The sequence below is a fragment of the Granulicella sp. S190 genome (assembly GCF_009766095.1).
Classification (GTDB): Bacteria; Acidobacteriota; Terriglobia; order Terriglobales; family Acidobacteriaceae; genus Edaphobacter.
Genome location: NZ_LMUD01000009.1, coordinates 479,396 through 501,352 on the forward strand (window position 1 = coordinate 479,396; position 21,957 = coordinate 501,352).

23 protein-coding genes are annotated in these 21,957 nt (G+C 58.0%); 7 read left to right on the forward strand and 16 right to left on the reverse strand.

Annotated elements, in window-relative coordinates; all coding sequences use genetic code 11:
- Nucleotides 1-112: 112 nt before the first annotated feature.
- Nucleotides 113-526, forward strand: a complete 414-nt coding sequence (locus GSQ94_RS05850) for a zinc-ribbon domain containing protein (protein WP_158942396.1) — start codon at nt 113-115, stop codon at nt 524-526.
- Nucleotides 527-708: 182 nt separating this feature from the next.
- Here the strand turns inward: GSQ94_RS05850 and rpmA are convergent, their stop codons facing one another.
- Both rpmA and rplU read right to left on the reverse strand, forming a co-directional pair.
- The gene (rpmA, locus tag GSQ94_RS05855) at nt 709-984 is read right to left on the reverse strand and encodes a 50S ribosomal protein L27 (RefSeq protein ID WP_158942398.1); all 276 of its coding nucleotides are present in this window, start codon (nt 982-984) and stop codon (nt 709-711) included.
- A 90-nt stretch (nt 985-1,074) separates the two neighbouring features.
- Nucleotides 1,075-1,401, reverse strand: coding sequence for a 50S ribosomal protein L21 (gene rplU, locus GSQ94_RS05860; RefSeq protein ID WP_158942400.1), 327 nt, complete (start codon nt 1,399-1,401; stop codon nt 1,075-1,077).
- A 346-nt stretch (nt 1,402-1,747) separates the two neighbouring features.
- On the opposite strand from rplU, the gene GSQ94_RS05865 reads away from it, so the two are divergent.
- Nucleotides 1,748-2,518: an SDR family NAD(P)-dependent oxidoreductase gene (locus tag GSQ94_RS05865; RefSeq protein WP_158942401.1), complete on the forward strand. Its 771-nt coding sequence runs from the start codon at nt 1,748-1,750 to the stop codon at nt 2,516-2,518.
- Nucleotides 2,519-2,540: 22 nt separating this feature from the next.
- Here the strand turns inward: GSQ94_RS05865 and GSQ94_RS05870 are convergent, their stop codons facing one another.
- Both GSQ94_RS05870 and GSQ94_RS05875 read right to left on the reverse strand, forming a co-directional pair.
- Nucleotides 2,541-3,368 (reverse strand): rhomboid family intramembrane serine protease, encoded by an 828-nt coding sequence (locus GSQ94_RS05870; RefSeq protein WP_158942402.1) that lies wholly within the window; start codon nt 3,366-3,368, stop codon nt 2,541-2,543.
- A gap of 177 nt (nt 3,369-3,545) precedes the next feature.
- Nucleotides 3,546-5,120: a M20/M25/M40 family metallo-hydrolase gene (locus GSQ94_RS05875; protein ID WP_371417450.1), complete on the reverse strand. Its 1,575-nt coding sequence runs from the start codon at nt 5,118-5,120 to the stop codon at nt 3,546-3,548.
- A 161-nt stretch (nt 5,121-5,281) separates the two neighbouring features.
- Between GSQ94_RS05875 and GSQ94_RS05880 the strand changes: the two genes are divergently transcribed.
- Both GSQ94_RS05880 and GSQ94_RS05885 read left to right on the forward strand, forming a co-directional pair.
- Entirely contained in the window at nt 5,282-5,482 is a 201-nt protein-coding gene (locus tag GSQ94_RS05880; RefSeq protein ID WP_158942404.1) for a hypothetical protein, read from the forward strand.
- Between the two features lie 38 nt (nt 5,483-5,520).
- Nucleotides 5,521-5,907, forward strand: a complete 387-nt coding sequence (locus GSQ94_RS05885; RefSeq protein WP_158942406.1) for a carboxypeptidase-like regulatory domain-containing protein — start codon at nt 5,521-5,523, stop codon at nt 5,905-5,907.
- Between the two features lie 72 nt (nt 5,908-5,979).
- Here GSQ94_RS05885 and GSQ94_RS05890 read toward each other — a convergent pair whose 3' ends face one another.
- Nucleotides 5,980-6,453 (reverse strand): bacterioferritin, encoded by a 474-nt coding sequence (locus tag GSQ94_RS05890; protein WP_158942407.1) that lies wholly within the window; start codon nt 6,451-6,453, stop codon nt 5,980-5,982.
- A gap of 139 nt (nt 6,454-6,592) precedes the next feature.
- Here GSQ94_RS05890 and GSQ94_RS21065 point away from each other — a divergent pair, with 139 nt between their 5' ends.
- Nucleotides 6,593-6,691 carry an AAA family ATPase gene (locus GSQ94_RS21065; protein WP_216843018.1) on the forward strand — a complete coding sequence of 33 codons (99 nt, stop codon included), beginning with the start codon at nt 6,593-6,595 and terminating at the stop codon, nt 6,689-6,691.
- A gap of 26 nt (nt 6,692-6,717) precedes the next feature.
- Here GSQ94_RS21065 and galU read toward each other — a convergent pair whose 3' ends face one another.
- The 10 genes from galU to GSQ94_RS05940 form a co-directional block, all read right to left on the reverse strand.
- Nucleotides 6,718-7,614: a UTP--glucose-1-phosphate uridylyltransferase GalU gene (gene galU / locus GSQ94_RS05895; RefSeq protein ID WP_158942549.1), complete on the reverse strand. Its 897-nt coding sequence runs from the start codon at nt 7,612-7,614 to the stop codon at nt 6,718-6,720.
- A gap of 158 nt (nt 7,615-7,772) precedes the next feature.
- Entirely contained in the window at nt 7,773-9,542 is a 1,770-nt protein-coding gene (locus GSQ94_RS05900) for a DUF885 domain-containing protein (RefSeq protein WP_158942551.1), read from the reverse strand.
- A gap of 102 nt (nt 9,543-9,644) precedes the next feature.
- Nucleotides 9,645-10,877, reverse strand: a complete 1,233-nt coding sequence (locus tag GSQ94_RS05905) for an MFS transporter (protein ID WP_158942409.1) — start codon at nt 10,875-10,877, stop codon at nt 9,645-9,647.
- Complete coding sequence (locus tag GSQ94_RS05910) at nt 10,874-11,203, reverse strand: hypothetical protein (RefSeq protein WP_158942411.1); 330 nt, start codon at nt 11,201-11,203, stop codon at nt 10,874-10,876. The genes GSQ94_RS05905 and GSQ94_RS05910 overlap by 4 nt, the downstream gene beginning before the upstream one ends.
- A complete protein-coding gene (locus GSQ94_RS05915) occupies nt 11,200-11,784 on the reverse strand; it encodes an isochorismatase family protein (RefSeq protein ID WP_158942413.1) in 585 nt (194 codons plus the stop codon). Before GSQ94_RS05915 ends, GSQ94_RS05910 begins: the two co-directional genes overlap by 4 nt.
- Nucleotides 11,785-11,835: 51 nt before the next feature.
- Complete coding sequence (locus tag GSQ94_RS05920) at nt 11,836-12,288, reverse strand: MarR family winged helix-turn-helix transcriptional regulator (protein WP_158942415.1); 453 nt, start codon at nt 12,286-12,288, stop codon at nt 11,836-11,838.
- Between the two features lie 12 nt (nt 12,289-12,300).
- Nucleotides 12,301-12,552, reverse strand: coding sequence for a hypothetical protein (locus tag GSQ94_RS05925; RefSeq protein ID WP_158942417.1), 252 nt, complete (start codon nt 12,550-12,552; stop codon nt 12,301-12,303).
- Between the two features lie 107 nt (nt 12,553-12,659).
- Nucleotides 12,660-13,082 (reverse strand): cupin domain-containing protein, encoded by a 423-nt coding sequence (locus tag GSQ94_RS05930; RefSeq protein WP_158942419.1) that lies wholly within the window; start codon nt 13,080-13,082, stop codon nt 12,660-12,662.
- Between the two features lie 394 nt (nt 13,083-13,476).
- Complete coding sequence (gene mfd / locus GSQ94_RS05935) at nt 13,477-17,202, reverse strand: transcription-repair coupling factor (protein ID WP_158942420.1); 3,726 nt, start codon at nt 17,200-17,202, stop codon at nt 13,477-13,479.
- Between the two features lie 163 nt (nt 17,203-17,365).
- Complete coding sequence (locus tag GSQ94_RS05940) at nt 17,366-18,769, reverse strand: glycoside hydrolase family 27 protein (protein WP_371417451.1); 1,404 nt, start codon at nt 18,767-18,769, stop codon at nt 17,366-17,368.
- A 191-nt stretch (nt 18,770-18,960) separates the two neighbouring features.
- Here GSQ94_RS05940 and GSQ94_RS05945 point away from each other — a divergent pair, with 191 nt between their 5' ends.
- Together GSQ94_RS05945 and GSQ94_RS05950 are read left to right on the forward strand one after the other, a co-directional pair.
- Nucleotides 18,961-19,953: a substrate-binding domain-containing protein gene (locus GSQ94_RS05945; RefSeq protein WP_158942422.1), complete on the forward strand. Its 993-nt coding sequence runs from the start codon at nt 18,961-18,963 to the stop codon at nt 19,951-19,953.
- A gap of 61 nt (nt 19,954-20,014) precedes the next feature.
- Complete coding sequence (locus tag GSQ94_RS05950; protein ID WP_158942424.1) at nt 20,015-21,010, forward strand: substrate-binding domain-containing protein; 996 nt, start codon at nt 20,015-20,017, stop codon at nt 21,008-21,010.
- A 43-nt stretch (nt 21,011-21,053) separates the two neighbouring features.
- Here GSQ94_RS05950 and GSQ94_RS05955 read toward each other — a convergent pair whose 3' ends face one another.
- Nucleotides 21,054-21,956 (reverse strand): formate/nitrite transporter family protein, encoded by a 903-nt coding sequence (locus GSQ94_RS05955; protein WP_158942426.1) that lies wholly within the window; start codon nt 21,954-21,956, stop codon nt 21,054-21,056.
- Nucleotide 21,957 lies beyond the last annotated feature (1 nt).

The following is a 21,957-nucleotide window of genomic DNA, read 5'->3' on the forward strand; positions in this document are numbered from 1 at the left end:
GCCCCTTCAAATCTTCAAAAGCAATGGTCATCAGTAAAGGTAAACTCCCTTGTGGTGTCGCCAGAATGAGGCCCCTTGGGTGTCTTCCTTTCCATCGGACGGGAGAAGCGGCATGGAATTTCTGGATCGGCTATTAACCTGCGCAGACTGTGGCGGCGAGTTTATCTTCACCGCCGGGGAACAACTCTTTTTCTTCGACAAGCAATTCAAGAACGACCCGAAGCGATGCAAGCCCTGCAAGTCGAAGCGCTCCGGCATCGGTCTCAAGACCGGCACGGGCCCTGCTGCGGCTGGCCTGTCACGTACAGAGACTCGTACTGAGTGCTCCGAGTGCGGGATTGAAACCACGGTGCCGTTCAAGCCCACCCAGGGGCGCCCGGTGCTCTGCAGGCAGTGCTTCCAGGCCAAGCGAGCGCCTACCACCGGCGCGCTGGTCACTGCGGCTGCCACTTCGGAGATGGTCTCCGGCTCACTCGGAGAGCACGTCGCGCCCAGCGTAGAGCTGCTCGCTGCTTCCAGAGTCTAGTCGGCGAACCCAGCCTCTAATCCCTCACTTGCGAAGGGTGGGACCTCTATGGACTTTGTTGGAAGAATCAGCAGATCTCTGGGTATTGAAACAAACACGTATACACGCCTCTCAACGCGAAAGACCCTGCCAAGGCAGGGTCTTTTAGCGTGAATCGGATATCTTTGTGCCGACTGTGAGGCTTAGACGGGTACTGAAGTCAGCTCGGCTGGGTCGACGTTGACGAAGCGGCCCTGCTGCCCTTTGTCCTGGAAGCGGACGATGCCGTTGACCTTCGCGAAGAGGGTGTCGTCCTTGCCGCGACCGACGTTGGCGCCGGGCTTCAGCGGAGTTCCACGCTGACGGACAATGATGCCGCCGCCGAGGATCGTCTGACCGCCGAATACCTTGACTCCAAGCCGCTGCGCGTTTGAGTCGCGGCCGTTTTTAGAAGAACCTAAACCTTTTTTATGTGCCATTCGATTGCCTCTTTCGCGCTGCCCTCTGGGCCTGTGCGCTCACTGAATCTTGAAAATCTAAAACCAAACTCTTTGCCGGGAAGTCTAGTCTTACGCTTCCTTGAAGCTCTTGCCGTTGACCAGGATCTCGTTGATCTTGACCTCAACGAAGTTCTGGCGGTGGCCCTGCATCTTCTTGTACTGCTTCTTGCGCTTCAGCTTGAAGACGAGAATCTTTTCGCCACGGCCTTCGCCGACGACAGACGCCAGAACCTTGGCGCCCGAAAGGTCGGACTCGAACTTGCCCGCTTCGCCGCTGACAGCAAGGACGTCGGAGAACTCGATGTTGCCGTTCTCGTGGGCGGTGGTTTCAATCTTCAACTTCTCGCCAGGAGAGACCAGATACTGTTTGCCGCCGGTGCGGATGACTGCGTACATGACTAGAACCTCAAGCGGTCTAAAGGAAGCCGACCGCTTTCTTCAAAGATAGATTGTGCTGCATGGGCGCATACAGGAGCACTACAGTAAGCCAACCGGTCAAGCCATCGCAGTCTGTTTCCACAGTGACCGCCGGGCCTAAGCCTGTCGTCCCTGCAACCCCTGACTTGATATCAGACACATGGGCTGCAGCGCCAAACTTAATGAGTGTATCGCGTTCCTTGAGGGGGGTCAACGAGAGAAGAGCGACTTTTTCTCGACGCCAGGGCCCGATCCTCTCCAAATCAGAGATTGGACCCATAAGTCCAATCATACGAGAACCCGCCAGTGCGATACCCTCGGAGGCATGAAAGTTGCGATTGTTACCGGGGCGGCACAGGGGATCGGACGTAAAACAGCAGAGATTCTCGCTGGAGCGGGATATGCTCTGCTGCTGATGGACCTGCAGGGTTGTTCGGAGACGCTGGCGGCGGTAACAGCGCAGGGCGTCGAAGCTGCAGAGATACTCGGTGATATCTCCCAGGAGACCGTCGTGGCCAGGGCGGCGGAGGCGGTCCGCTCGCGGTGGGGGCGCGCGGATGTGCTCGTGAACAACGCCGGCATCAGCTTCATCGCGCCGGCCGAGACGGTCGAAGGAGGAGCATTTCTGAGAGTTCTTGCCGTAAACCTGGTTGCTCCATTCCTGCTATCGAAGGCCTTTGGCGCAATGATGCTCGAGCAGGGAAGCGGAAGCATCGTCAATGTGGCATCCATCGCGGGTCTGGTCGGAATCAGTGACAGGTCCGCCTACAACGCCTCGAAGCATGGGCTCATCGGTCTCACCCGAACCCTTGCGGCGGAGTGGGGTGGTCGCGGCGTACGCTGCAACGCCGTATGTCCAGGCTGGGTGAAGACGGAGATGGACGTCGCCGACCAGGCGGGCGGCGGCTATACCGATGCCGACATTGAGGGCGTGAATCCGATGGGGCGGTTCGCGGCTCCGGAAGATATCGCGCGGGCGATTCTGTTTCTCGCCGACCCCGAGCAGAGCGGCTTCATCAATGGGCAGGCACTGGCCATCGATGGCGGATGGACCGTGGATGGAAGCTGGCAGAGTCTGCGCCTGCGAAAACGGTAGATTCAAGCTTCTGGCAGAACCGTTAGTTCATCCAGCGCTTGTCGTTAGGATTCTTCCGAAGTTCGTCTGGGTCAACATAACGCCCGTCCTTATCGAAGTGGACCTCGCGGTTCTGCTTGCGCATGTAGACCTCGAACTTGCGGGCGGCACGGCGTCGCTTCCATCGGTAGTAGCGGTTGCGGACGCCGAAGTACTGCTCAGAGGCAGCAAACGCAAGGCCGCGGCGCGGAGCGAACTTGACGAAGAGAAAGCCGCAGAGCGCGCCCGAGAGCTGGATGAGCGCGTTGAAGCTGTCGGCCTGTTTCAGCAGGATCGCGACCGCGATAAGGATGTAGATCGCGACCATGTACTTGGCCTTGATGCGAAGGACAAACCAGAGCAGAAACTCCTGGTCGCCGAAGATCATCGCAATGGCGATCATCATGCCGAAGATGCCCGACCACGCTCCTGCAGCGACGACATCGGGACGCAGGCCAAGGATGTGGGTAAAGGAGATCGCCGAGGCCACGATCGCGCCGCCGATCACCGAGGTCAGGTAGAGCTCCGTCAGCCAGCGCCCGCCAAACGACGGTTCAAGCAGCGAACCCGTGAACCACAGGGTCAGCATACCGAACAGAATGCCGAGGATGCCCTGTTCGACGAAGGAGTACGTAAGCAGCTGCCAGATCTCGCCATGTGCGACGGCCAGGGGCTCGAGGATCAGATGCGCTAGCAGGACTGCCTGGAACTGCGGAGCGAGCCAGCGCAGAAGCAACAGGCCGAAGAAGACGCCGACATTCGCAAGGATGAGCTTGCGGGTGGCGCCGCCGAAGGCTGGAAGGCTGAGCGAGATGGGGCCTGAACGGGGCATGGGTGCTTTCTCATTCCATCATAGGCTGTCTTCGAAGCGATAGGTTCTCCTCCCGTAAGTCGAGCATCATCGCCCACCAACGGGAGGAACCATACCCATCATTCCGCCGCAACAAGGTACACGCGCCACGAAGTGGCCGCTCCACGCGAAGTGGGCCCGTCCGGCAGGACAGCATTGCTAATTAGCAGGCTTACCCGGAGTCGGAGCAGCCTGCCGCGGCCCGCGCTCAGGCGTAGGAAGAACAGCCACGCTGCGATGCCCAGCAGGATCAACCGAGCGCACGCCGAAGACGACATTGTCCTTGGAGATAGCAAGCTTGAGGCTAAGCGCTGCCCCGGCACTGGCAGAGTCAGTCCACACCGGCTGGTCGGTCTCACGCCAGACCACCTCGTAGGTGGTGCTGGCAGGTGCACCGGCAGGTGCCTGCCAGGTGAGCTCCGAGTTGTTGTCCAGCGCGGCGGTAAGAATGCGGACGTTCTGCGGCTCGCCGGGCGCCGAGGCCAGTGTAGCGAGCGTTGCAGCGTTGAGCCGCGCAACATTCGCAACGTAGTTGAAGTCCACGTACTGCAGCATGTCGCCGAACTGAACGCCATTCTCAACCCGAATATCCTGGTGCTGGTGGTCGAAGTTCTCGGCCCACTCGGTAAATCGAACCGCAGCGAAGCCCTCCTGGTTGAAGCTCGTGTGATCCCCGCCACGCAGAAAGCGGTCGCGGCGGAAGATCAGCACCGGGTGGAACGCCGGGATCATCCGCATAGCCATGTTGTGTGGCCGATTGGCAGGCGTACCCGCCGAAAGGCGCTGCGAGCCGGGATGGAAATAGGTGGAGTCGACCTCGACAATCGTGCGGGCCAGTTCGCGGGAGGGGGAGTCGCCCTCCGCGCCGAGGCTCTGAATCGCGTGAATCTGCTCAGGCGTGGCGTTGGCCGGGATGCCCTCGGAGAAGACACGGACCGTGGTCTTGTCGGGGATATTCGGCGGGGTAGTATTGCCGGGAGTCGTATCTCCGCCGACGATATCGTTGTTGAGCACTGCTTCCAGCTGCCAGTGCTCTTCTTTCGCCACTTTAGCAAGATGAGCGCTCCCGTTGAGGCCTTGCTCCTCGCCCGCTACTGCGACAAAGACGATCGTGCTGGGGAACTTCAGCTTCGACAGGACGCGAGCCGATGCAAGCGAGACCGCGACTCCACTGGCATCGTCGTTGGCGCCGGGTGCTGCGTCGTGGGAGTTTTCGTTCTTCGAGTTGCGAGAGTCATAGTGACCCGTGACAAGGACCATGCGCGCAGCCTGGGCCGGGTCCGTCCCGCGAAGGATGGCGTAGACGTTGCTGATTCTGGTTGGCTTCGTGATCCGGGCGTAGGGTGCCGTACTGGCAGGCTCGATGAAGGTGTCGCGTTTGACCTCGAGGCAGTTGCCGCAGGCGGCGGAGATGGCTTTGAACTCGGATTCGATCCAGTCGGCGGCCGCGTTGACGCCGGTGTTCGGCGCAAGGTCGGTATCCATGCTGGAGAGCGTGCTGCGATTGTTGAACGAGACCAGCTTCGTGATGGTCGCTTTGATCTGGTCGGGTGAGACCTGCTGCAGCGCGGCGGCGATTGCAGGGTCTGCCGGTGCAGGTGTGATCGGTCTGCCGGTGGTAAGCGGCTGCTGGGCGTACAGCAGGCTGCAGGCGAGCAAGCTGGCCGCAGCAACCGTACGAGAAGGAAAGATCATCCGATGCAGTCGTGTAGGGACGAGAGAGACAGCGGTCACGAAAATATTCTCCTTGTGCAAAAAACCGAAGTGCTGCATAGATCGTATGCTTGACGAATGGGCGGGACGGTCGCTAAATAAATAGCAAGGGCGCCCGCGGGGATGTTCCCTGTAATCCTAATAGACGGGCGAGCGGACCCAAAGACCCTGGAGGCAAGATCATGGCTGTTGTTTGTCCTGAGTGCGATAACCCGATTGTCGTGGACCCGGATGAAGTGGAAGAGGGTGAGACCCTGCAGTGCGACGAGTGCGGCATCGACCTTGAAGTAGTTTCGGTCGATCCGCTGGAGCTGGCAGCCGTCGACGAGGCGGGCTATGACGACGAAGACACAACCCACGCCGGCGACGAGGAAGACGAGTAACGGCGGATCTGGATGGAGATAGCCGTATACTGAAAGCTATGAAGCGCACTGATCTTTTGTTCCGTTCATTTGCCGGGAAGGTCATTCTGGCCTCTTGCTCGATGCTGATACTCTCCGGAGCAGTATCGTCTGTCTCTGCGCTTGCGGAGCAGCGTGGCCCTGTCCAGCGCGTGGTTCAAGGCAAGGTCACCGATACCGGGGGGACGATTGTGAAGGGTGCCATCGTCTATCTCAAGGACGACCACAGCCTCTCCGTCAAGAGTTACTTCTCTGATGAGCAAGGCGAATATCGCTTCGGACAACTCGCGCAAAACACCGACTACGAGATCTGGGCTGAGAACAACGGGAAAAAGAGCGCGGTGAAGACGATCAGCTCATTCGACAACAAGAATCAATTTTTCATCGACCTGAAGCTCGGAAAATAAAGACTTCGTAATTCGCAAAAAGCAATGGCGCCGGATCAGACGATTCGGCGCCGTTGCTTTTGCGGTCAGAAGTTAGTCGGCAATGCCGGGATTGGGTGGGTCGATGCCCAGCGCCGTGGCAAGAGCGGTAAGGTGATCCTGCTCCTGCATCAGAATCTCGCGAATCGACTCGCCGATGGCGAACTCGTTCAGTTCGTCGCACTGCTTCACGCGGCGGCGGTAGTTGGCAATCGTCTCACGCTCATTTTCGAGATCGAAGCGAAGCATCTCCTCGGCCTTCTCGGAGGTCTTGACCGGCTTGGGAACAACTGAAGGCATGCCGCCGAGATAGTCCACATGATTTGCGATCGCGATGGCGTGGGCCAGCTCCTCGGCCGCGTGGACGGCGAGCTCGTCGGCGATGTTCATGTACTGCGCGCCCTTCAGTACCTGCGAGTAGTTCACATAGGCGATGATCGCCTGGTACTCGCGAGAGAGATCTTCGTTGAGTAGATCGATGAGCTTTTCGCGCGTGATGGCGGGTGATGCACTTGCTTTGTCGGACATGTCTTCTCCAGTAAATTTTCGTTTTTGTTGTCTGAGATGCACGAAGCCAGCCTCGAGTTTATGACGTCCTGATACTGTTTCCCAAAAGGGAAACTAAATATACTGACCCCAAAGACGGTTAAGGTAGGAGCAGGATGCGATGAAGCTGATCTTTCTCTATGGCATGCCGGCAACGGGCAAGCTGACCGTCGCGCAGGAGAGAACGCAACTAAAACCTCACGTCAAACTCCTGACGTGAGGCCGGCAGAATGCTGCGGCTTAGTTCTAGATCGGAAAAGCCTTCAGCCACTCGCGAAACGAAGGCCCAAGTTCCTTATTCTTAAGCGCAAACTCGACGGTAGCCCGCAGAAAGCCCTGTTTATCGCCGGCGTCGTGCCGCTTGCCCTCGTAGACGAAGCCGTAAACCTTCTCATATTGCAGCAGCGCCTTGATGCCGTCGGTAAGTTGCAGCTCGCCTCCCGCGCCGGGCGTAATGTGCTCCAGCATGTCGAAGATACGAGGCGTAAGGATGTAGCGGCCGATGATGGCGTTCTGCGAGGGCGCGTCTTCAGGTTTCGGCTTTTCGACCATGTTTTTCACGGCCAGCAGACGCGGATTCTTCGGATCAGGCGTGCAGTCGAGACAGCCATAGTTCTGGATAGCCGCGCCTTCGACAACCTCGGAGCCAAGAATGCTCGACATCTCTCCGTTTATCGCCTGCGTCTCGTTGAAGGCCTCCACCATCTGCCTCATGCACGGAATGGCGGCATCCACAATGTCGTCCGGAAGCAGAACGGCGAACGGCTCATCGCCAACGAGCTCCTTCGCCATTAGCACGGCATGGCCCAGTCCCAGCGGCGCAGGCTGCCGCGTATACGTGATCTTGGCCAGCTTCGAGACCGAACGCGCAACTTCCAGCAGCGCGGTCTTATTCTTCGCCGCAAGCGAGGCTTCAAGCTCTGGGCTGGAGTCGAAGTGGTCCTCCATCGTGGACTTGCCCCGTCCAGTCACGATGATGATCTCGGTGCATCCAGCCGCGACGGCCTCCTCCACGCCGTACTGAATCAAAGGCTTGTCGACGAGGCAGAGCATCTCTTTGGGGGTGGCCTTGGTGGCGGGAAGGAAGCGCGTGCCCATACCTGCGGCAGGAAAGACTGCTTTACGAATCTTCTGGCGAGTCATGGTTTCGGTCATCAACTCCTTTGATGCAAACACGGTTACTGGAAATGCTAGCAGGGCAGCATCAAAAATTGCATGACCCAATCGGGTCGGGTAAAACGGCTCAGCCTCTGCGGCGAACGATTAGGCTGACCATGTCGCCTGCCGCATATATTGAGCCGCTACAGCACCGGCGAGTCGTCATGAAGCATGGCCTTCCGTACAACCTTGATCGGGGCAAATCCCTGCCTCATAAAGTTGTCGTGGAAGGTCTGCAGATTGAAGGCTGCACCCTCTTTCTTCATCATATCGGCGCGCAGCTTCATGATCTCCAGCTTACCCAGCGTGTAGTACAGATACGTCGCATCGGCAGTGCCGCGCTTGGTCTCAACCAGGCCCACCGAGTGAGACTGGTACCCATCGGTGACGAAGAAGTTCACCGCCTGGTCGAAGGTGAACTGGCCCGTGTGAAGCTTGATGGAGTTGACGAAGCGCGCATCGCGCAGCAGCGCATCCTGAATCTGGCCCAGGCGAATCAGCTTCGCCTCGCGCTCATCCTTCGCGCCTGTGCCCGGTTGGCCGTAGCCCTGGTCCAGCATCATCTGCTCGGTGTAATGTGCCCAGCCTTCGATATTCGTGTTCGCTCCAAGAACCTTGCGAACGGTCGAAGGAAACTGCGGGGTCCACAGGAACTGAATGTAGTGGCCGGGGTAAGCCTCATGCACGCTCGTGCTGATGATCGTACCGACATTGAACTCCGCCATATGCTCGGCGATGTGCTCCGGCGTCCAGTCTTTTTCAGGCAGCGTCACATTGAAGTACGCCTTGGTGGAGTGGGTCTCGAACGGGCCCGGAGGGTCCATCGAGGCCGAGGTCGTAGCACGCTCAAACGGCGGTGTCTCTTCGAGCGTCGGCTCGACCTTCGAGGGGATCGTGATGATGTGGTGCGTGTTGATGAACTCGATCAGGCTTGCAAACGTATCGTTGAAGGTGCTCAGCAGCTTGTCGGGCGCAGGATGAATCGTCGCCAGCTCAGCCAGAACCTCCTGCGGAGTCTTGCTCGGGTCCACTTCCTTCGCCACCCGGGCAAACTCGGCCTGGTTCTTGTGCAGATCCGCATAGGCGATCTCAAGCAGGCGGTCGAGCGGTGTATCCACCATCTCGTCATAGCTCAGCTTCTTCGCAAACGTCTCAGCGCCGAACTTGAAGTCGCCGTTCGAGCGCGGCAGCAGGTCCGACTTGAGCCACGCCCCGTAGGACTGAAGCGCTTCGATCACGGCAGCGTTCGACTTCGCAAAGGCAGCCTTCGTGCCTGCATCCGTTGCGTCGGTGAACGCAGACGGAACGTCGTTCTGGAAGAAGCTGACGTCGCCGCCGATCTGCTCCAGCGCAATCTCGGTATAGATATGGGGAGGATTCTTCAGGTTCTTACGCGCCTCCTGCAGAGCCTGCGGCATCTGCTTCTCGCGCTCCACCAGAGCCTTCAGACGAACATCGGCAGGCGCGTAAGGCCGCTCCATAATCACGAACGCAGCGCTGGTGATGCCGGAGGAGTAGTTGTCCGGGTTCTTCTCCCACGGGCGTATCACCTCAAGCGTCAGCAGCGTGCTGCGGATGCTGTTCAGCAGAATCTGCCGGTCGGCGGCAACCGAGGCATCCAGGGCCGACGGATCGATGCCCTCAACCTTCTTCTCATACGCATGAAGAGCGGCAACCTGTCTTTGGATGTTCCCTGCGGAGTAGTCCTCCAGCTGGGTGTCGTACTGGTGTAGACCGTTCGCGGTGCCGTTGGTCGGCCCGAAGTGAAAGTAAACATCGGAGAAGTACTGGTCCGCCACATAGTTGAACGTCTGGCCGCCGCCATCGGCAGAGACGCGCTGGCCGTGAGCCACAGGCCCCGGTGAGAGGAGGAACGTTACAAGCAGGAGAGTCGAAAGGAACGGGCGTCTCATTGACATTGCTAATGAGTCTACGGCAACCTGCAGCAAATTTGCTGTACGAAACTCGCCGCCCAGAGCCTGTTCGAATTACTTCCTCAAGCCGGCATCGACGAACTAGCTACTCGCGAAACGCAGCTCTCTTCGGCGGGCCAGAATATAGACTGCGACCAGCGCAGCGGTAAAGCCTGCCCCGGCACCCACAGCGAGCGACCAGCGCGGGCCAAAGTGGTTGGCAACCCAGCCAACGATCGGAGCGCCAATCGTCATTCCACCAAGTGCAATGCCGACTCGGAGAGCCATCACCCTGCCGCGCATCGAAGGTTCTGTCGAGAGCTGCATGATGCTGTTCGTGCCGTTGGTGAAGGTCAGTACAGCTGCGCCGCTGACCGCGAGAGCAGCCGCAAACCACCAGTATCCCGGCGCGAGTGCGGCAAGCGTACAGCCCAGCCCGAAGACACCGGCTCCTATCGACAGCGACGCTAAGCTTGGTCTCTTCCGGCCGGCAGCAAACAACGCTCCTGACAGAGTCCCCACTGCCATGATGGAGGAGAGCAAGCCGAAGCCACGCGCGTCGGAGTGAAAGACGTTCACGGCCATAGTCGCGATAAAGATTGGAGTATTCAGCCCGAAGGTGCCGATCAGAAACAGCATGATCAGGATCGCCCTGAGATCCGGCTCTCTCCACACGTAACGGAAACCCTTGAGAAATCCAGCCGTCGTGCGATGCGCTCTGGCGCTCGCATGCAGTTCGGTAAGGCGGAAGAAAGACATCGAGAGGAGGACCGCTCCGAACGAAAACCCATTCAGAAGAAAGGCCCATCCAATGCCGACCTTTGCGATAAGAAGGCCAGCAACTGCGGGACCGATCATCTGTGCAGCATTGAAGGAAGTTGAGTTCAATGCGACGGCATTAGAGAGATCCGCATCGCCCACCATCTCCGCAACGAAGGTCTGTCTCACAGGGGCATCCAGCGCGGCGGCAGAGCCGGACAGGAAGGCGAACACGTACACGTGCCACAGCCGGACGATTCCTGCAACCGTAAGAGCTCCCAGGGCAAGCGCAAGCACTCCCATGGAAGCCTGGGTCAGCATCAGGAGCTTGCGCTGATTCAGCCGGTCTGCTGCCGAGCCCGTCCAGGGCAGGAACAGAAGCTGCGGTGCGAACTGCAGGCCCATCACGATACCCAGCGCCGACGCGTCATGATGCGTCAACTGAGTCAGCACGAGCCAGTCTTGCGCGACGCGCTGCATCCACGTCCCGACGTTCGACACCAGAGAGCCTGCCGTCCACAAGCGGAAGTTGAAGCTTCTCAGGGAGCGAAAAGTACCGGCCACATGGTTCTTCATGTGCGTTCCGGCGCGTTGCCCCCATGAAACTGGCCGAAGTGACGCGCAGAAAAGATGCTGATAAGCAGCGCTCCCAGGCCAAACGCAAGAGTGTGGCTCGTAGCCCGCAAATCGAAAGCACCGACGCGCGCGACCAGCAGGTATCCAACCACCGCGTTGAAGAATCCCCAGACAACGTTGACCGTCGCGGAGGAGAGCCCTTCACCGGGCGGTTTTGCAAAGGGACTTTGAAAGGCGCGTCCCATCATGCCGGAGACAAAGTGAGGGATGGCGTTTACCGCAAAAACTGCCCCGAAAAAATACGACACAAGCCAAGGCCAATTCATAGTGTTGCGCTCTTTCTTCCCAACGAACTCTCCAGCAGCGCGATGATCTCCTGCGTAGATCCAGTCTCGCCGAGGCGAGGGAAGACGCTCCTGATGCTGTACTCGTGCGCCTCCTCCCGAAGATCGGTCATCGCATCGAGTGCAAGGGTCACATGGAATCCCTGCTCGTAGGCCTGGCGGGCGGTCGCCTCAACGCCAACCGATGTTGCCACTCCAGTCACAACAACCTGGGTAACGCCTAGCGCCTTCAGTTGGCGCTCAAGATCTGTCGTTGCGAATGCGCCCCAGCTTCGTTTCGTGATGACAATATCGCTCGGTTGCTGATCCAGCTGCGGCAGAAGGTCTGCCCATCCCTCGGAAAACGAGAGGTTGCCGCGCGGACCCTGTTCCGTGCGGCCCGGTGCACGCCCCGTCACATTCACCAGCACCACGGGAAGGTTCTTTGCGCGGAAGACATCCAGCAGCTCCCGCGTCCGGTCAACGATCTCGCCAATAGGATGAAGGAGCTTCTGATCGGCTATCCCCCTCTGCAGGTCAATGACAATCAACGCGGTGGTGGGATCAAGTGCAGTAAGCGGCATTGAATTCTTCTCCTTGTATAAAAATCAAAGTCGGTCACAAGCAGGGGCGAGCTAATCTTCAGCAAGCCGCCTCAGCAACTCCAGCGCTTCCACAAGCTTTTCCTGCTCGCCGGCAGAGAGCCTCTGCGAAATGGTTGTAGTGAGCCAGTCCTGTCTCGCGGCCCTGCCCTCCTCAAGCCACTTCAGGCATTTGGGCGTGAGAGACATCAGGGTTTGGCGCCCGTCGTCTGGGTCAGGCGCACCACGGACCAGGCCAGTCTCCTGCAGTGGCATCACCACAGCGCTCATGGACTGGGGGCGCATGCCTTCCACTCGCGCCAGGCTTGAAACCGTAGCCGGGCCATCCTTTTCCAGTCGAAGAACGACAGAGACTTGGGACTGTGTAAGATCGCTGCGCCCGCCATGCTCGCGTAAGCGCAGCTTCAGCTTGCGGGATGTCGCACGAATCTCGGCAGCAAGTGTCGAAGCGAGATTTCTCTGCGAAGATAACTTTCGATTGCTCACTCAATCAATATGTCATATATGCAGACAAACTGTAAAGTTTACCTGTCCTTTTACTGTCGTCCCATAGAGATCTACAGTTGCAGTTGCAGTTGCAGTTGCAGTTGCAGTTGCAGTTGCAGTTGCAGTTGCAGTTGCAGTTGCAGTTGCAGTTGCTGCGGCTGTTGCCGTTGCCTGTCCTTTTGTTGTCATCCCGTAGGGATCTGCGGTTGCGGTTGCAGTTATCGTTGCTGCGGCCGTTGCCGTTGCCCGTTCTTTTGTTGTCATCCCGTAGGGATCTGCAGTTGCAGTTGCAGTTGCCGTTGCATGTCCTTTGTTGTTATCCGTAGTGATCCGCAGTCGCTGCTACACCTGCAGTTGCCGTCTCCATCAGCCTACCCGGACGGAGTTACGCCATAGCGGGCCATCACCTGGCTGATGCCCACGATATCCGGAGGGCCCTCTGCATTGAGTGCGGTAGCCAGTTCGCGGAAGTACTCGGGCCCGACAAGACCCGGCGTGAGCAGGCACATCATGCGGGCGGCACCACTGTGTAGGTTCGTATAAGAGTGGACCGTGCCCCGCGGAATCTCGAGCTGTTGACCCGGATGCACCTGGACCTGCGTCCCGTCGATCGTCCACGTGGCGATGCCGTTGAGGCCGAAGATCGTCTCATCGTAGTCGCGGTGCAGGTGCGGCACATTGAGAAAGGCATTAGGCGGGACGATGAGCTCGAACAGGTCGAACGCTCCGCCGGTCTCGTGGCGGCTCTGCAGGAAGGTGATACTGATCTTTCCGATTTGAATGGGGTGATGCATGCGTGATCCCCTTTCTTCTTCCTCTGAGACGGGCCCGATCCTGCATTCTTCTGCTAAAACCCACAAAAAGACCAAAAGTTTGCATGCTGGAGACAAAACCTTATGGGATTGCCGGCAAGGGGGACTAACAGGCGTGTCTTACAGGCGCGGCAATTGACATTCTCTCTCCCGGGAAGCTCGACAAAAATCCGCCATCTCAAAATAAAGTTAGAAAGGATGTCACTTTTTTCAGGCCTCGAAAAGTGGTTGCTCCGGCACCACATCAGCCACGCAATCCACCACGTTTACACCAGCGAAAAACCATGGCGAAGCTACCTGATTTTGCAAAAAACCCCTGCAAAATCGCCATCCACCACACCCCAAAAATATCCTTCCAGGAAAACGAAAAGAGAAATTAGTTGGGGCGAGGAACATCGAGAGCGTCGAGCAGCGCGCGCGTCTCAGCCAGAACCTCCTCTGCCTTAGCCGAGGGCAGCGGCCAGCGGAGCGTTCCCTGCGGCGTAAACTGCGCGCCCCGCTTGGAGTTGCGGCTGACCAGCTTCATCAGTGTGCCAGGATCGATAGGAGCCTGTGCAAGCGTAACGGCATCAGCATTCACCGCGGCAAATTTGACATGCAGCATCTCGACGAAAGCCTTGATGGACTGCTTCTTATTCCCGTTGGGACTAGGCAGTTCCACCTGCGTACGTTTGCGGTCCAGCTGCGATATGCCAAGCTGTTCGCAATGCAGGCGTATCTCCCCCGCTGCCAACAAGTTAAGGACAGTCTCCGGTGGCGTGCCGTAGCGGTCCTGTAGTTCAGCGCGCACATCGGTAAGATCGGCCTGCGTCTCGGCGCCCGCAATGCGCTTGTACATGCGAAGACGTTGATTCTCTTCAGCAATGTAGTCCGAATCGATGCGGACGGAGATGCCGAGGTTGATAACGGTATTGGCATGCGCTGGCTTCTCTTCTTCGCCCTTCATCTTGCGCACAGCCTCTTCGAGCATGGTGGTGTACATCTCAAAGCCGATGGCTTCGATGTGACCGGACTGCTCACCGCCAAGCATGTTGCCTGCACCGCGTAGTTCCAGGTCGAGCGCGGCGATCTTGAAGCCTGCTCCGAGGTCGGAGAACTCCTTGAGCGCGGCCAGACGACGGCGGGCAATCTCGGTTAATTCCGTGTCGGGCGGAATAAGCAAATACGAATAGGCGCGGCGGTTGCTGCGGCCCACGCGGCCGCGTAGCTGGTAGAGCTCGCTGAGCCCGTGGCGGTCGGCGCGGTTGATGATGATGGTGTTGGCCAGCGGAATGTCGAGGCCGTTTTCGATGATGGAGGTGGCGACGAGGACGTCGTACTCGTGGTTCATGAAGGCGAGCATGACGCGCTCGAGCTCGGCCTCGGGAAGTTGGCCGTGGCCAATGACGATGCGCGCCTGCGGCACCAGCTCGCGAATCTTGGATGCGAGGTCGTAGATAGTTTCTACGCGGTTGTGGACGAAGTAAACTTGCCCGCCGCGCTCTAGCTCCATCTCGACTGCGGTGCGGATTAGTTTTTCATCGAACTTAGCCACGATGGTCTGGATAGCCATGCGGTCTTTGGGGGGAGTCTCAATGACTGACATATCGCGAAGGCCGATGAGCGACATATGCAGGGTGCGAGGGATAGGCGTGGCGGACATGGAGAGCACGTCAATGGCGGCGCGCATCTGCTTAAGGCGTTCTTTGTGGCGAACACCGAAGCGCTGCTCTTCGTCGACGATGAGCAAACCAAGGTCTTGGAACTTCAGGTCTTTGGAGAGAACCGCGTGGGTGCCAATGAGGATGTCGATCTTTCCGGCTTCGGCTTTTTCGAGGATGATCTTTTTCTCTTTAGCGGTGCGGAAGCGAGAGATCATCTCGATATTGACAGGGAAGTTGGCGAACCGTTTTTTAAAGGATTCATAGTGCTGGAAGCTGAGCACGGTTGTCGGCGTGAGCACCGCGACCTGTTTCCCGTCTTGTACGGCCTTGAAGGCGGCGCGCATGGCTACTTCAGTCTTTCCATAGCCGACGTCGCCGCAGAGGAGGCGATCCATGGGGCGAGTGGACTCCATGTCGGCCTTGATGTCGGCGATGGCGGTGAGCTGGTCATCGGTCTCGTTGAAGTCGAAGGCGTCTTCGAACTCATGCTGCATATTGGTGTCGGGCGAGAAGGGTGTGCCAACGGCGGCCTGACGTTGCGCATAGAGCTTGAGCAGCTCTGCGGTCATGTCGGCCATTGCCTTCTTTACACGGGCTTTGGTCTTTTGCCAGGCTTGGGAGCCGAGTTTGTTGAGCTCGGGCGCTGGGCCGCTTTCGCTGGAGCGGTACTTCTGGATGAGGTCGAGGCGAGTGAGCGGGACGTAGAGTTTCGCTTCGTCCGCGAACTCGAGGATCATTAGCTCGAGTGGCGGCTGATCGTTCTCCTCGATGACACGGAGGCCGCAATACTGCGCGATGCCGTGTTCGACGTGGACGACGTAATCGCCTACGGCGAGGTCCCGGAAGTCTGAGATGAAGGCAGCGGCTTTGGATTTGCCACGACGGACGGGCCGGGTTGTGACGTCAGCATCATCGGTGAGGTCCTGTGCCCCGAAGATGACCAGCTGGCTTGCGGTGGCTTTGGCTTGCGAATCGCGGAGGTCGAGGATTTGGACCCCGGCGGCGATGGGTGTCTTGACGATAACTGGGGTGCGTAGATCGATGGTATTGCCACCGAGGTAACTGGACTCGGTGTAGACGGTAGAGCTGCCAGGGGCTTCGTTGCGTGAGCCGAGGCGGTACGGGATCTGGTACTCCTGCAGGAGACCGGCGAGGCGCTCTACTTCGCCCTGATTAGGGGCCGTCAGGAAGATGCGAGCTTCCTGCTTGATGAGCGAGTTGAGATTGTCGATGAGCGCTGGAATGGAGCCGTGGAAGCGCATGGTCGGGCGAGTGGCGAAGTCGACTTCGGAGAGGTCGCTGCGGTCGGCGTCGAGGATATCGACTGCGCCGAGCTGGTCTAGCTCGATGCCGGAGAACTTGTGGAGGCGATCGTCGAGATCCCAGGGGGAGAGGTAGATATCCTCGGGTCTGACGAGGTTGCCGATGCCGGAACGCTCGTGACGCTGCTCAATCTTGTTCCACCAGCGCTCGCCTTGATTTTTTATCATGGCGGGCTCTTCGAGGAGAACCCGTGGTGCCGTGAGGCTTGATGCGCTAATGAGGTCGAGGAGAGTGAGGTTGGCTCCGGCCACGGGGGCGAAGAACTCCCAGCCGGGGAAGATGGTGGCCTCCCCGGTGCGGCTGCTGACGTGTGTGAGGAGCTCGGCTGGCTCCTCGCCGCCTTCAAGTGTTGCGCCTGCGGTGCCTGCACGGGTGAGACGGGCGTTGATCGCGGAGAGGATCTTTTCCGTAACTGGGGTTTCCGTAAGAGGCAGGAGCAAGGCGTTGTCAAGGGTAGAGGCGGAGCGCTGGGTGTCGGGATCGAAGCGGCGGATAGACTCGATCTCATCCCCGAAGAAGTCGATGCGGATGGGCCGATCCATCTCTGGCGAGTAGACGTCGAGGATGCCGCCGCGGAGGGTGACCTGCCCGGGCATCTCGACGACGTCGACTTTGGTGTAGCCGACGGATAGCAGATGCTCGACTAGCATGTCGGGCATGTACTCTTCGCCGACTTTGAGGTGGAGAGTGAGGGCGCGGTAGTAGTCGCGCGGGAACAGCTTCATGCACGCGGCTTCTACTGGTGCAATGACGAGTTTGGCTTGGCCGGTGGCTATCTTCCAGAGCGTGTCGGCGCGTGTCTCCTGAATCTCGGGATGGGGCGAGAGATTTTCGAAAGGAAGGACATCGTGAGCAGGGAGGCGAAGGACGGATTCGGACTGGAGGGCGCCGGTGAACTCGCAAGCACTGACGACTGCGGCATGAAGGGCTTCGGCTGCTTTGTTGTCGGCGACGACGATGACGCAAGGGGCCTGAGCGGCACGAACGAAAAAGGGAAGGTAGAGGGCGCGGGCGGTAAAGGTGAGTCCAGAGACACGTCTGCGCCCCGTGCCTCCGCTGAGGTGGCGGCGTACACGCTCAAAAGCTTCAGAATGCTCCAGGTCGGCGAGGAGCTCGCGGACGAAAGGAAGAACCATGCTGGATTAACTTTAGCAGCGTGGGCAGATCGGCAGGAGGATACCGTTCAAACAGTGAGGCTGCTTGTTCACGTGGCAGTTTGCTCACGGAGCGGCTCATAGTGTTGTTATGAGCCGTTCCGGCCTAGTTGGGCATTAGGTTCGTGCGGATGCTTGAAGGCGATCAGTAAGTGAGTTTCAGGAGGATCGTACTGTGCCCGGGCAGAGTGAACCTGGTGTTGTCGGTGATAGGGCCGAGATCTTTGGCGGACCAGATTTCGTGGGCCTTGGGTGAGCCTTTGATGCCAGCCTCGGCGAGGTGAAGGGTGATGCCGTGGAGGTCGGAGGTACTGTCGCTGAAGTTGAAGATGGCGAGAGCTGTGGCGCCTCCTTTGAGGGGTCTGGACCAGATTTCGATGGGGCCTTCCGCGAAGATGCGTTCAGCCTGATGGCCAAGCGGATCCTGATCGATGGCGAGAACCTCGGAGTTGGTGAGGATGGATTTGATATCGGGCGACATGAGGGTTAGATTATTGCCTGCGATGAGGGGCGCGGCAAGCATAGCCCACATGGACATATGAGTGACGTTCTCGTCGTGGGTAAGTTTGCCATTACCGACTTCGAGCATGTCGGGATCGTTCCAGTGGCCCGGGCCAGCGAATCTGGCGAGACCGGCCTGTTCACGACCGATGAGACTCATGCGGTCGAAGTTGGGGGATATGTCGCCAGTGGTGCGCCAGAGACTGGCGTTGACGGATGGTCCCCATGTCCAGACCGCGTCCCATCCATACTGGCAAAGGCTATAGACGATGGGCCGTCCAGCTTTGGCGAGCGCCTGATGCATGAGCTCGTAGGAGTCGCGCATCATCTTGTACTGCTTCGGGATGTCGTTGGGGGCTTCGGCAAGCATGTTCTGGCGATACGAGCAGAGGTCGTATTTGAGGTAGTCCATGCCCCATGAGGCGTAGAGGTCGGCGTCCTGTTGCTCGTGGCCAAGAGAGCCGCCAAAGTGGGCGCAGGTCTGGGCTCCGGGTGAGGAATAGATGCCGAGCTTAAGGCCCTTGGAGTGGACGTAATCGGCAAGAGCCTTCATGTCGGGGAATTTGCTGTTGGGGTGCATGACGCCCTGAGCATCGCGGTCTCCCTGCCATGTGTCGTCGATGTTGACATAAACGTAGCCGGCGTCGCGCATGCCGGTAGAGACGAGGAGATCTGCAGTATCGCGTATGTCCTTATCGGTGACCTTGCCTGCGAAGAAATTCCAACTGTTCCAGCCCATGGGGGGCGTGGCAGCGGTAAGGGGAACCTTGGTCTGTGCCTTGCTGTGGGACGGTGACAGCGAGGCTAGCAGAAGAGCGAGAGTGAGGGCATTGAGAAGGCGCATAGGGTCCTTGGCGGCGAGGATTTTAGAGAAGAACTGGACGACATCCCGATAATACTCAAAAGCGGACGCGGTAGTAATCAGCCGAAACCCGGCGGTAAGGTGACCCAATATGGTGGGAAGATTGGCTGGATTGATGGGCCTATCGTTTGTGATACGGAATAAGAAGTTTCGAATGACCTGACCACCAACGTTAGTGACACGCAATAGGCAAAGCCTAATCTCATATTTCAGCATTTCCGGTAAGGGATATTGATTTTTAAGCATCGGGATCGGAAGAGTTTACTGCGTAGAGTGATTTGGAGTACTATCTGGCTCCCGCAGGAAATATAGCCTGCGCCGCTGCCCGATTCCGACGTCTTTTCGGCTTCGGACAGAGATCTTGTCGGAGGATGAACATGGACTTATTGAGGAAGCGGTATCTTTTTGCGCTTTTGGCGATGTTCCTTCCACTGCTCGGCGGATGCACCCGACACAGTAAGAGTGAGCAGTACTACCTGATTGCTACGAACACGGCTGTGCCTTATTGGAAGGCTGCGGCGAATGGATTTGCGGCGGCAGGCGCGGAGTATGGGGTTTCGGTAGATACACGCGGCCCGGCTGGGTTGAATCCGCAGGCTGAGGTGGAAGAGTTCAAGGCAATGGTGGCGAGAAAACCTGCTGGAATTCTCGTCTCGGTAGCGAACTCGCAGCTGATGGCGCCCGAAATTGACGCTGCGATAGCGGCAGGCATTCCAGTGATCACAATCGACTCCGATTCTCCGGAGAGCAAGCGGCTGTATTTTATCGGGACCAACAACCTTGAGGCTGGGCGGCTGGGCGGAAGGCGCGTAGCGGCTGTGCTGAATGGTAAAGGGAACGTGGTGTTCTTCTCTAATCCAGGGCAGCCTAATCTCGACGAACGGCAGAAGGGTTATCTGGATATCTTTACTGGTTTTCCAGGGATCAAGGTTGTGGAGACCTTTGATATCAAGGCAGATCCAGGCAACGCGCTGGATAAAGCTGGTGAATATCTAGAGCGAAAAGGACCTGCGAAGATAGATGCGTTTATCTGCCTCGACTCCCGTTCGGGTGTAAATGTAGCGGAGGCTTTCAAGCGAAGAAATATCACGGACCGGTTGTTGATTGGGATGGATGTGGACTCCGACACGTTGAGGCTGGTAGGCGACGGGACGATTGATTCAACGATCTCTCAAAAGCCTTACACCATGGCGTATCTAGGTCTTAAGGCTCTGGACGATATCCATCACTATCCAGTCAAACCACTAGACTCCGACTTCGGGCTGGATCCTTATTCCCCCTTCCCGACCTTCGTAAATACAGGAGTTGCGCTGGTGGATAAGACTAACCTGGATGCAGTGATGAAGAAACAGAGGGAGTCGAATCAGTAGAGTTTGCAGCTCGGGCTAGTACTTTTTTGATCGTGGCCGGAAGTATTCGCCGGAGGGCTACATGAGTGTTTTTAGAAAGCGGTTTCTATCTACGCTTTTGGTGTCGTTGTTGCCTTTGTTAGCTGGTTGTACGCGTCATAGTAAGGACGAGCACTACTATCTCATCGCGACGAACATTAATCTGCCCTATTGGAAGGCCGCGAATGCTGGATTTCAGAAGGCCGCCATGCAATACGGGGTCACGGCAGAGATGCGAGGCACAACTTCATTTGATCCGCAGGGTGAAGTGGCTGAGTTCCGCACAGTGGCAGCCCGCAAACCGGCAGGGATTCTGGTTTCAGTAGCAAATGCGCAGCTAATGACACCGGAGATAAACGTGGCGATGGCGGCGGGGATTCCTGTGATCACGATGGACTCGGATGCGCCGGGAAGCGATCGGCTGTACTTTATCGGAACCAATAATCTGCAGGTAGGGCGGTTAGGTGGCCAGCGAGTAGCAGCAAAGCTGAATGGAAAGGGCAATGTGGCGTTCTTTTCCATTCCTGGACAGCCCAACATCGACGAGCGGTTGAAGGGATACAAAGATGCACTCTCAAACTATCCCGGTATCAAGATCGTAGATATCTTCGATATGAAGGGTGACTCCGGCGTCGCGATGGATCAGACGCGGGACTACCTTTCGCGAACAGGTGCGAACAGGGTCGATGCAATTGTGTGTCTTGAGGCTGCTTCGGGAAGGGATGTGTCCGAGGCGTTTCGGCGAGCAGGTGTGAAAGACAGGCTGCTGGTAGCGATGGATACAGATCAGCCAGTCCTACAGGGGGTAAAGGATGGAACTATCGATTCGACCATCGCACAAAAGCCGTTCACGATGGCTCTGGTGGGTTTGAAGGCGCTGGACGATGTTCATCACTATCCTGTGAAGCCGTTAGGACAGGACTACAGATTGGATTCTTTTGCTCATGTCCCCGTATTTCTGGACACAGGGGTTGCATTGATCGATAAAAGCAACGTGGATACATTGTTGAACATCGGCGAGGACAAAACGCCGCAGTAAGACAAGCTCACAGACCAGCGAGACGATTAGTTGCAGATGAGGGCTAGTCTGCTGATTCCTTATTAATCGACTCTTCCTTCGGGCGAGCGATGGCTTCGGCCTCCGCATCGCCTCCGTAGATCACCTGTCCGTATTCGAGCAGGGTGACCATGCCTACTCCGCCGCAGATATTGCCAGCTACAGCGGGAACGATCCAGGTGAGATAGCTGCTCCACCCGATTTTTCCAATGAGGATGGCGGTGAGAATCTCTCCGCTGGTGGCGATGCAGTGAGCAAAGTTTCCCAGGCCCACGACAAAGGTCAGCATCCAGATGATCATGACGGAACCGGTGATGGAGTGCGATCCGGAGACAAGCCAAGCTACAGTTGCGATGATCCAACCGCCCATGACACCGCTCCAGAAGATAGTGGCGGCGGGATTGTGGATGGCTTCAAGTCCGAGGTTGGCGAGAGCTTGCACGATCTCCGGCTTGAGAGCGTTGCTGAGGGCCACGATGGAGGCGAAGGCGAGGGCTCCGAGGATGTTGGCTGGAAGAACGGTGGCCCAGAGACGAAGGGTCTTCCAGAAGTGCTTTTTCTCAGCAAGGACTAGGGCTACGGGATAGAGTGTGTTTTCCGTGAAGAGCTGCGAGCGGCCTAGGATGACAACGATGAAGCCCAGAGGGTAGAACATCTTAGCGGCGAAGAGAATTTTGCTGGTGGGTGTGGTGCCGGGTGTGGTGAGGAGTGCGATAGCGATGGCATTGCCGAGTGCGGAGAGGCCCATGAAGATACCGCCCGCGAGACCCGAGATAGCGAGGGAGACGCCGGAGCGGCCAAGCTCCTGTCGGGCGTTGTTGGCGACCTGCTCGTAGATGTCCTGGGCGCTGGGGCGCTCGAGGTTCTTTTGAGCATCTTGGATGGCAGCAGGGGCCGGAGCTGGATATCGGCGAAGGCGATAGGGCATG

Coding starts and splice junctions, on each gene's coding strand:
- GSQ94_RS05880 (WP_158942404.1), top strand. CDS start 5,282: ATGGCTGTTGTTTGTCCTGAGTGCGATAACCCGATTGTCGTGGACCCG.
- GSQ94_RS05930 (WP_158942419.1), bottom strand. CDS start 13,082: ATGCATCACCCCATTCAAATCGGAAAGATCAGTATCACCTTCCTGCAG.
- galU (WP_158942549.1), bottom strand. CDS start 7,614: ATGACTCGCCAGAAGATTCGTAAAGCAGTCTTTCCTGCCGCAGGTATG.
- rplU (WP_158942400.1), bottom strand. CDS start 1,401: ATGTACGCAGTCATCCGCACCGGCGGCAAACAGTATCTGGTCTCTCCT.
- mfd (WP_158942420.1), bottom strand. CDS start 17,202: ATGGTTCTTCCTTTCGTCCGCGAGCTCCTCGCCGACCTGGAGCATTCT.
- GSQ94_RS05905 (WP_158942409.1), bottom strand. CDS start 10,877: ATGAAGAACCATGTGGCCGGTACTTTTCGCTCCCTGAGAAGCTTCAAC.
- GSQ94_RS05945 (WP_158942422.1), top strand. CDS start 18,961: ATGGACTTATTGAGGAAGCGGTATCTTTTTGCGCTTTTGGCGATGTTC.
- GSQ94_RS05850 (WP_158942396.1), top strand. CDS start 113: ATGGAATTTCTGGATCGGCTATTAACCTGCGCAGACTGTGGCGGCGAG.
- GSQ94_RS05950 (WP_158942424.1), top strand. CDS start 20,015: ATGAGTGTTTTTAGAAAGCGGTTTCTATCTACGCTTTTGGTGTCGTTG.
- GSQ94_RS05900 (WP_158942551.1), bottom strand. CDS start 9,542: ATGAGACGCCCGTTCCTTTCGACTCTCCTGCTTGTAACGTTCCTCCTC.
- rpmA (WP_158942398.1), bottom strand. CDS start 984: ATGGCACATAAAAAAGGTTTAGGTTCTTCTAAAAACGGCCGCGACTCA.
- GSQ94_RS05910 (WP_158942411.1), bottom strand. CDS start 11,203: ATGAATTGGCCTTGGCTTGTGTCGTATTTTTTCGGGGCAGTTTTTGCG.
- GSQ94_RS05890 (WP_158942407.1), bottom strand. CDS start 6,453: ATGTCCGACAAAGCAAGTGCATCACCCGCCATCACGCGCGAAAAGCTC.
- GSQ94_RS05870 (WP_158942402.1), bottom strand. CDS start 3,368: ATGCCCCGTTCAGGCCCCATCTCGCTCAGCCTTCCAGCCTTCGGCGGC.
- GSQ94_RS05915 (WP_158942413.1), bottom strand. CDS start 11,784: ATGCCGCTTACTGCACTTGATCCCACCACCGCGTTGATTGTCATTGAC.
- GSQ94_RS05865 (WP_158942401.1), top strand. CDS start 1,748: ATGAAAGTTGCGATTGTTACCGGGGCGGCACAGGGGATCGGACGTAAA.
- GSQ94_RS21065 (WP_216843018.1), top strand. CDS start 6,593: ATGAAGCTGATCTTTCTCTATGGCATGCCGGCAACGGGCAAGCTGACC.
- GSQ94_RS05955 (WP_158942426.1), bottom strand. CDS start 21,956: ATGCCCTATCGCCTTCGCCGATATCCAGCTCCGGCCCCTGCTGCCATC.
- GSQ94_RS05885 (WP_158942406.1), top strand. CDS start 5,521: ATGAAGCGCACTGATCTTTTGTTCCGTTCATTTGCCGGGAAGGTCATT.
- GSQ94_RS05925 (WP_158942417.1), bottom strand. CDS start 12,552: ATGACAACAAAAGAACGGGCAACGGCAACGGCCGCAGCAACGATAACT.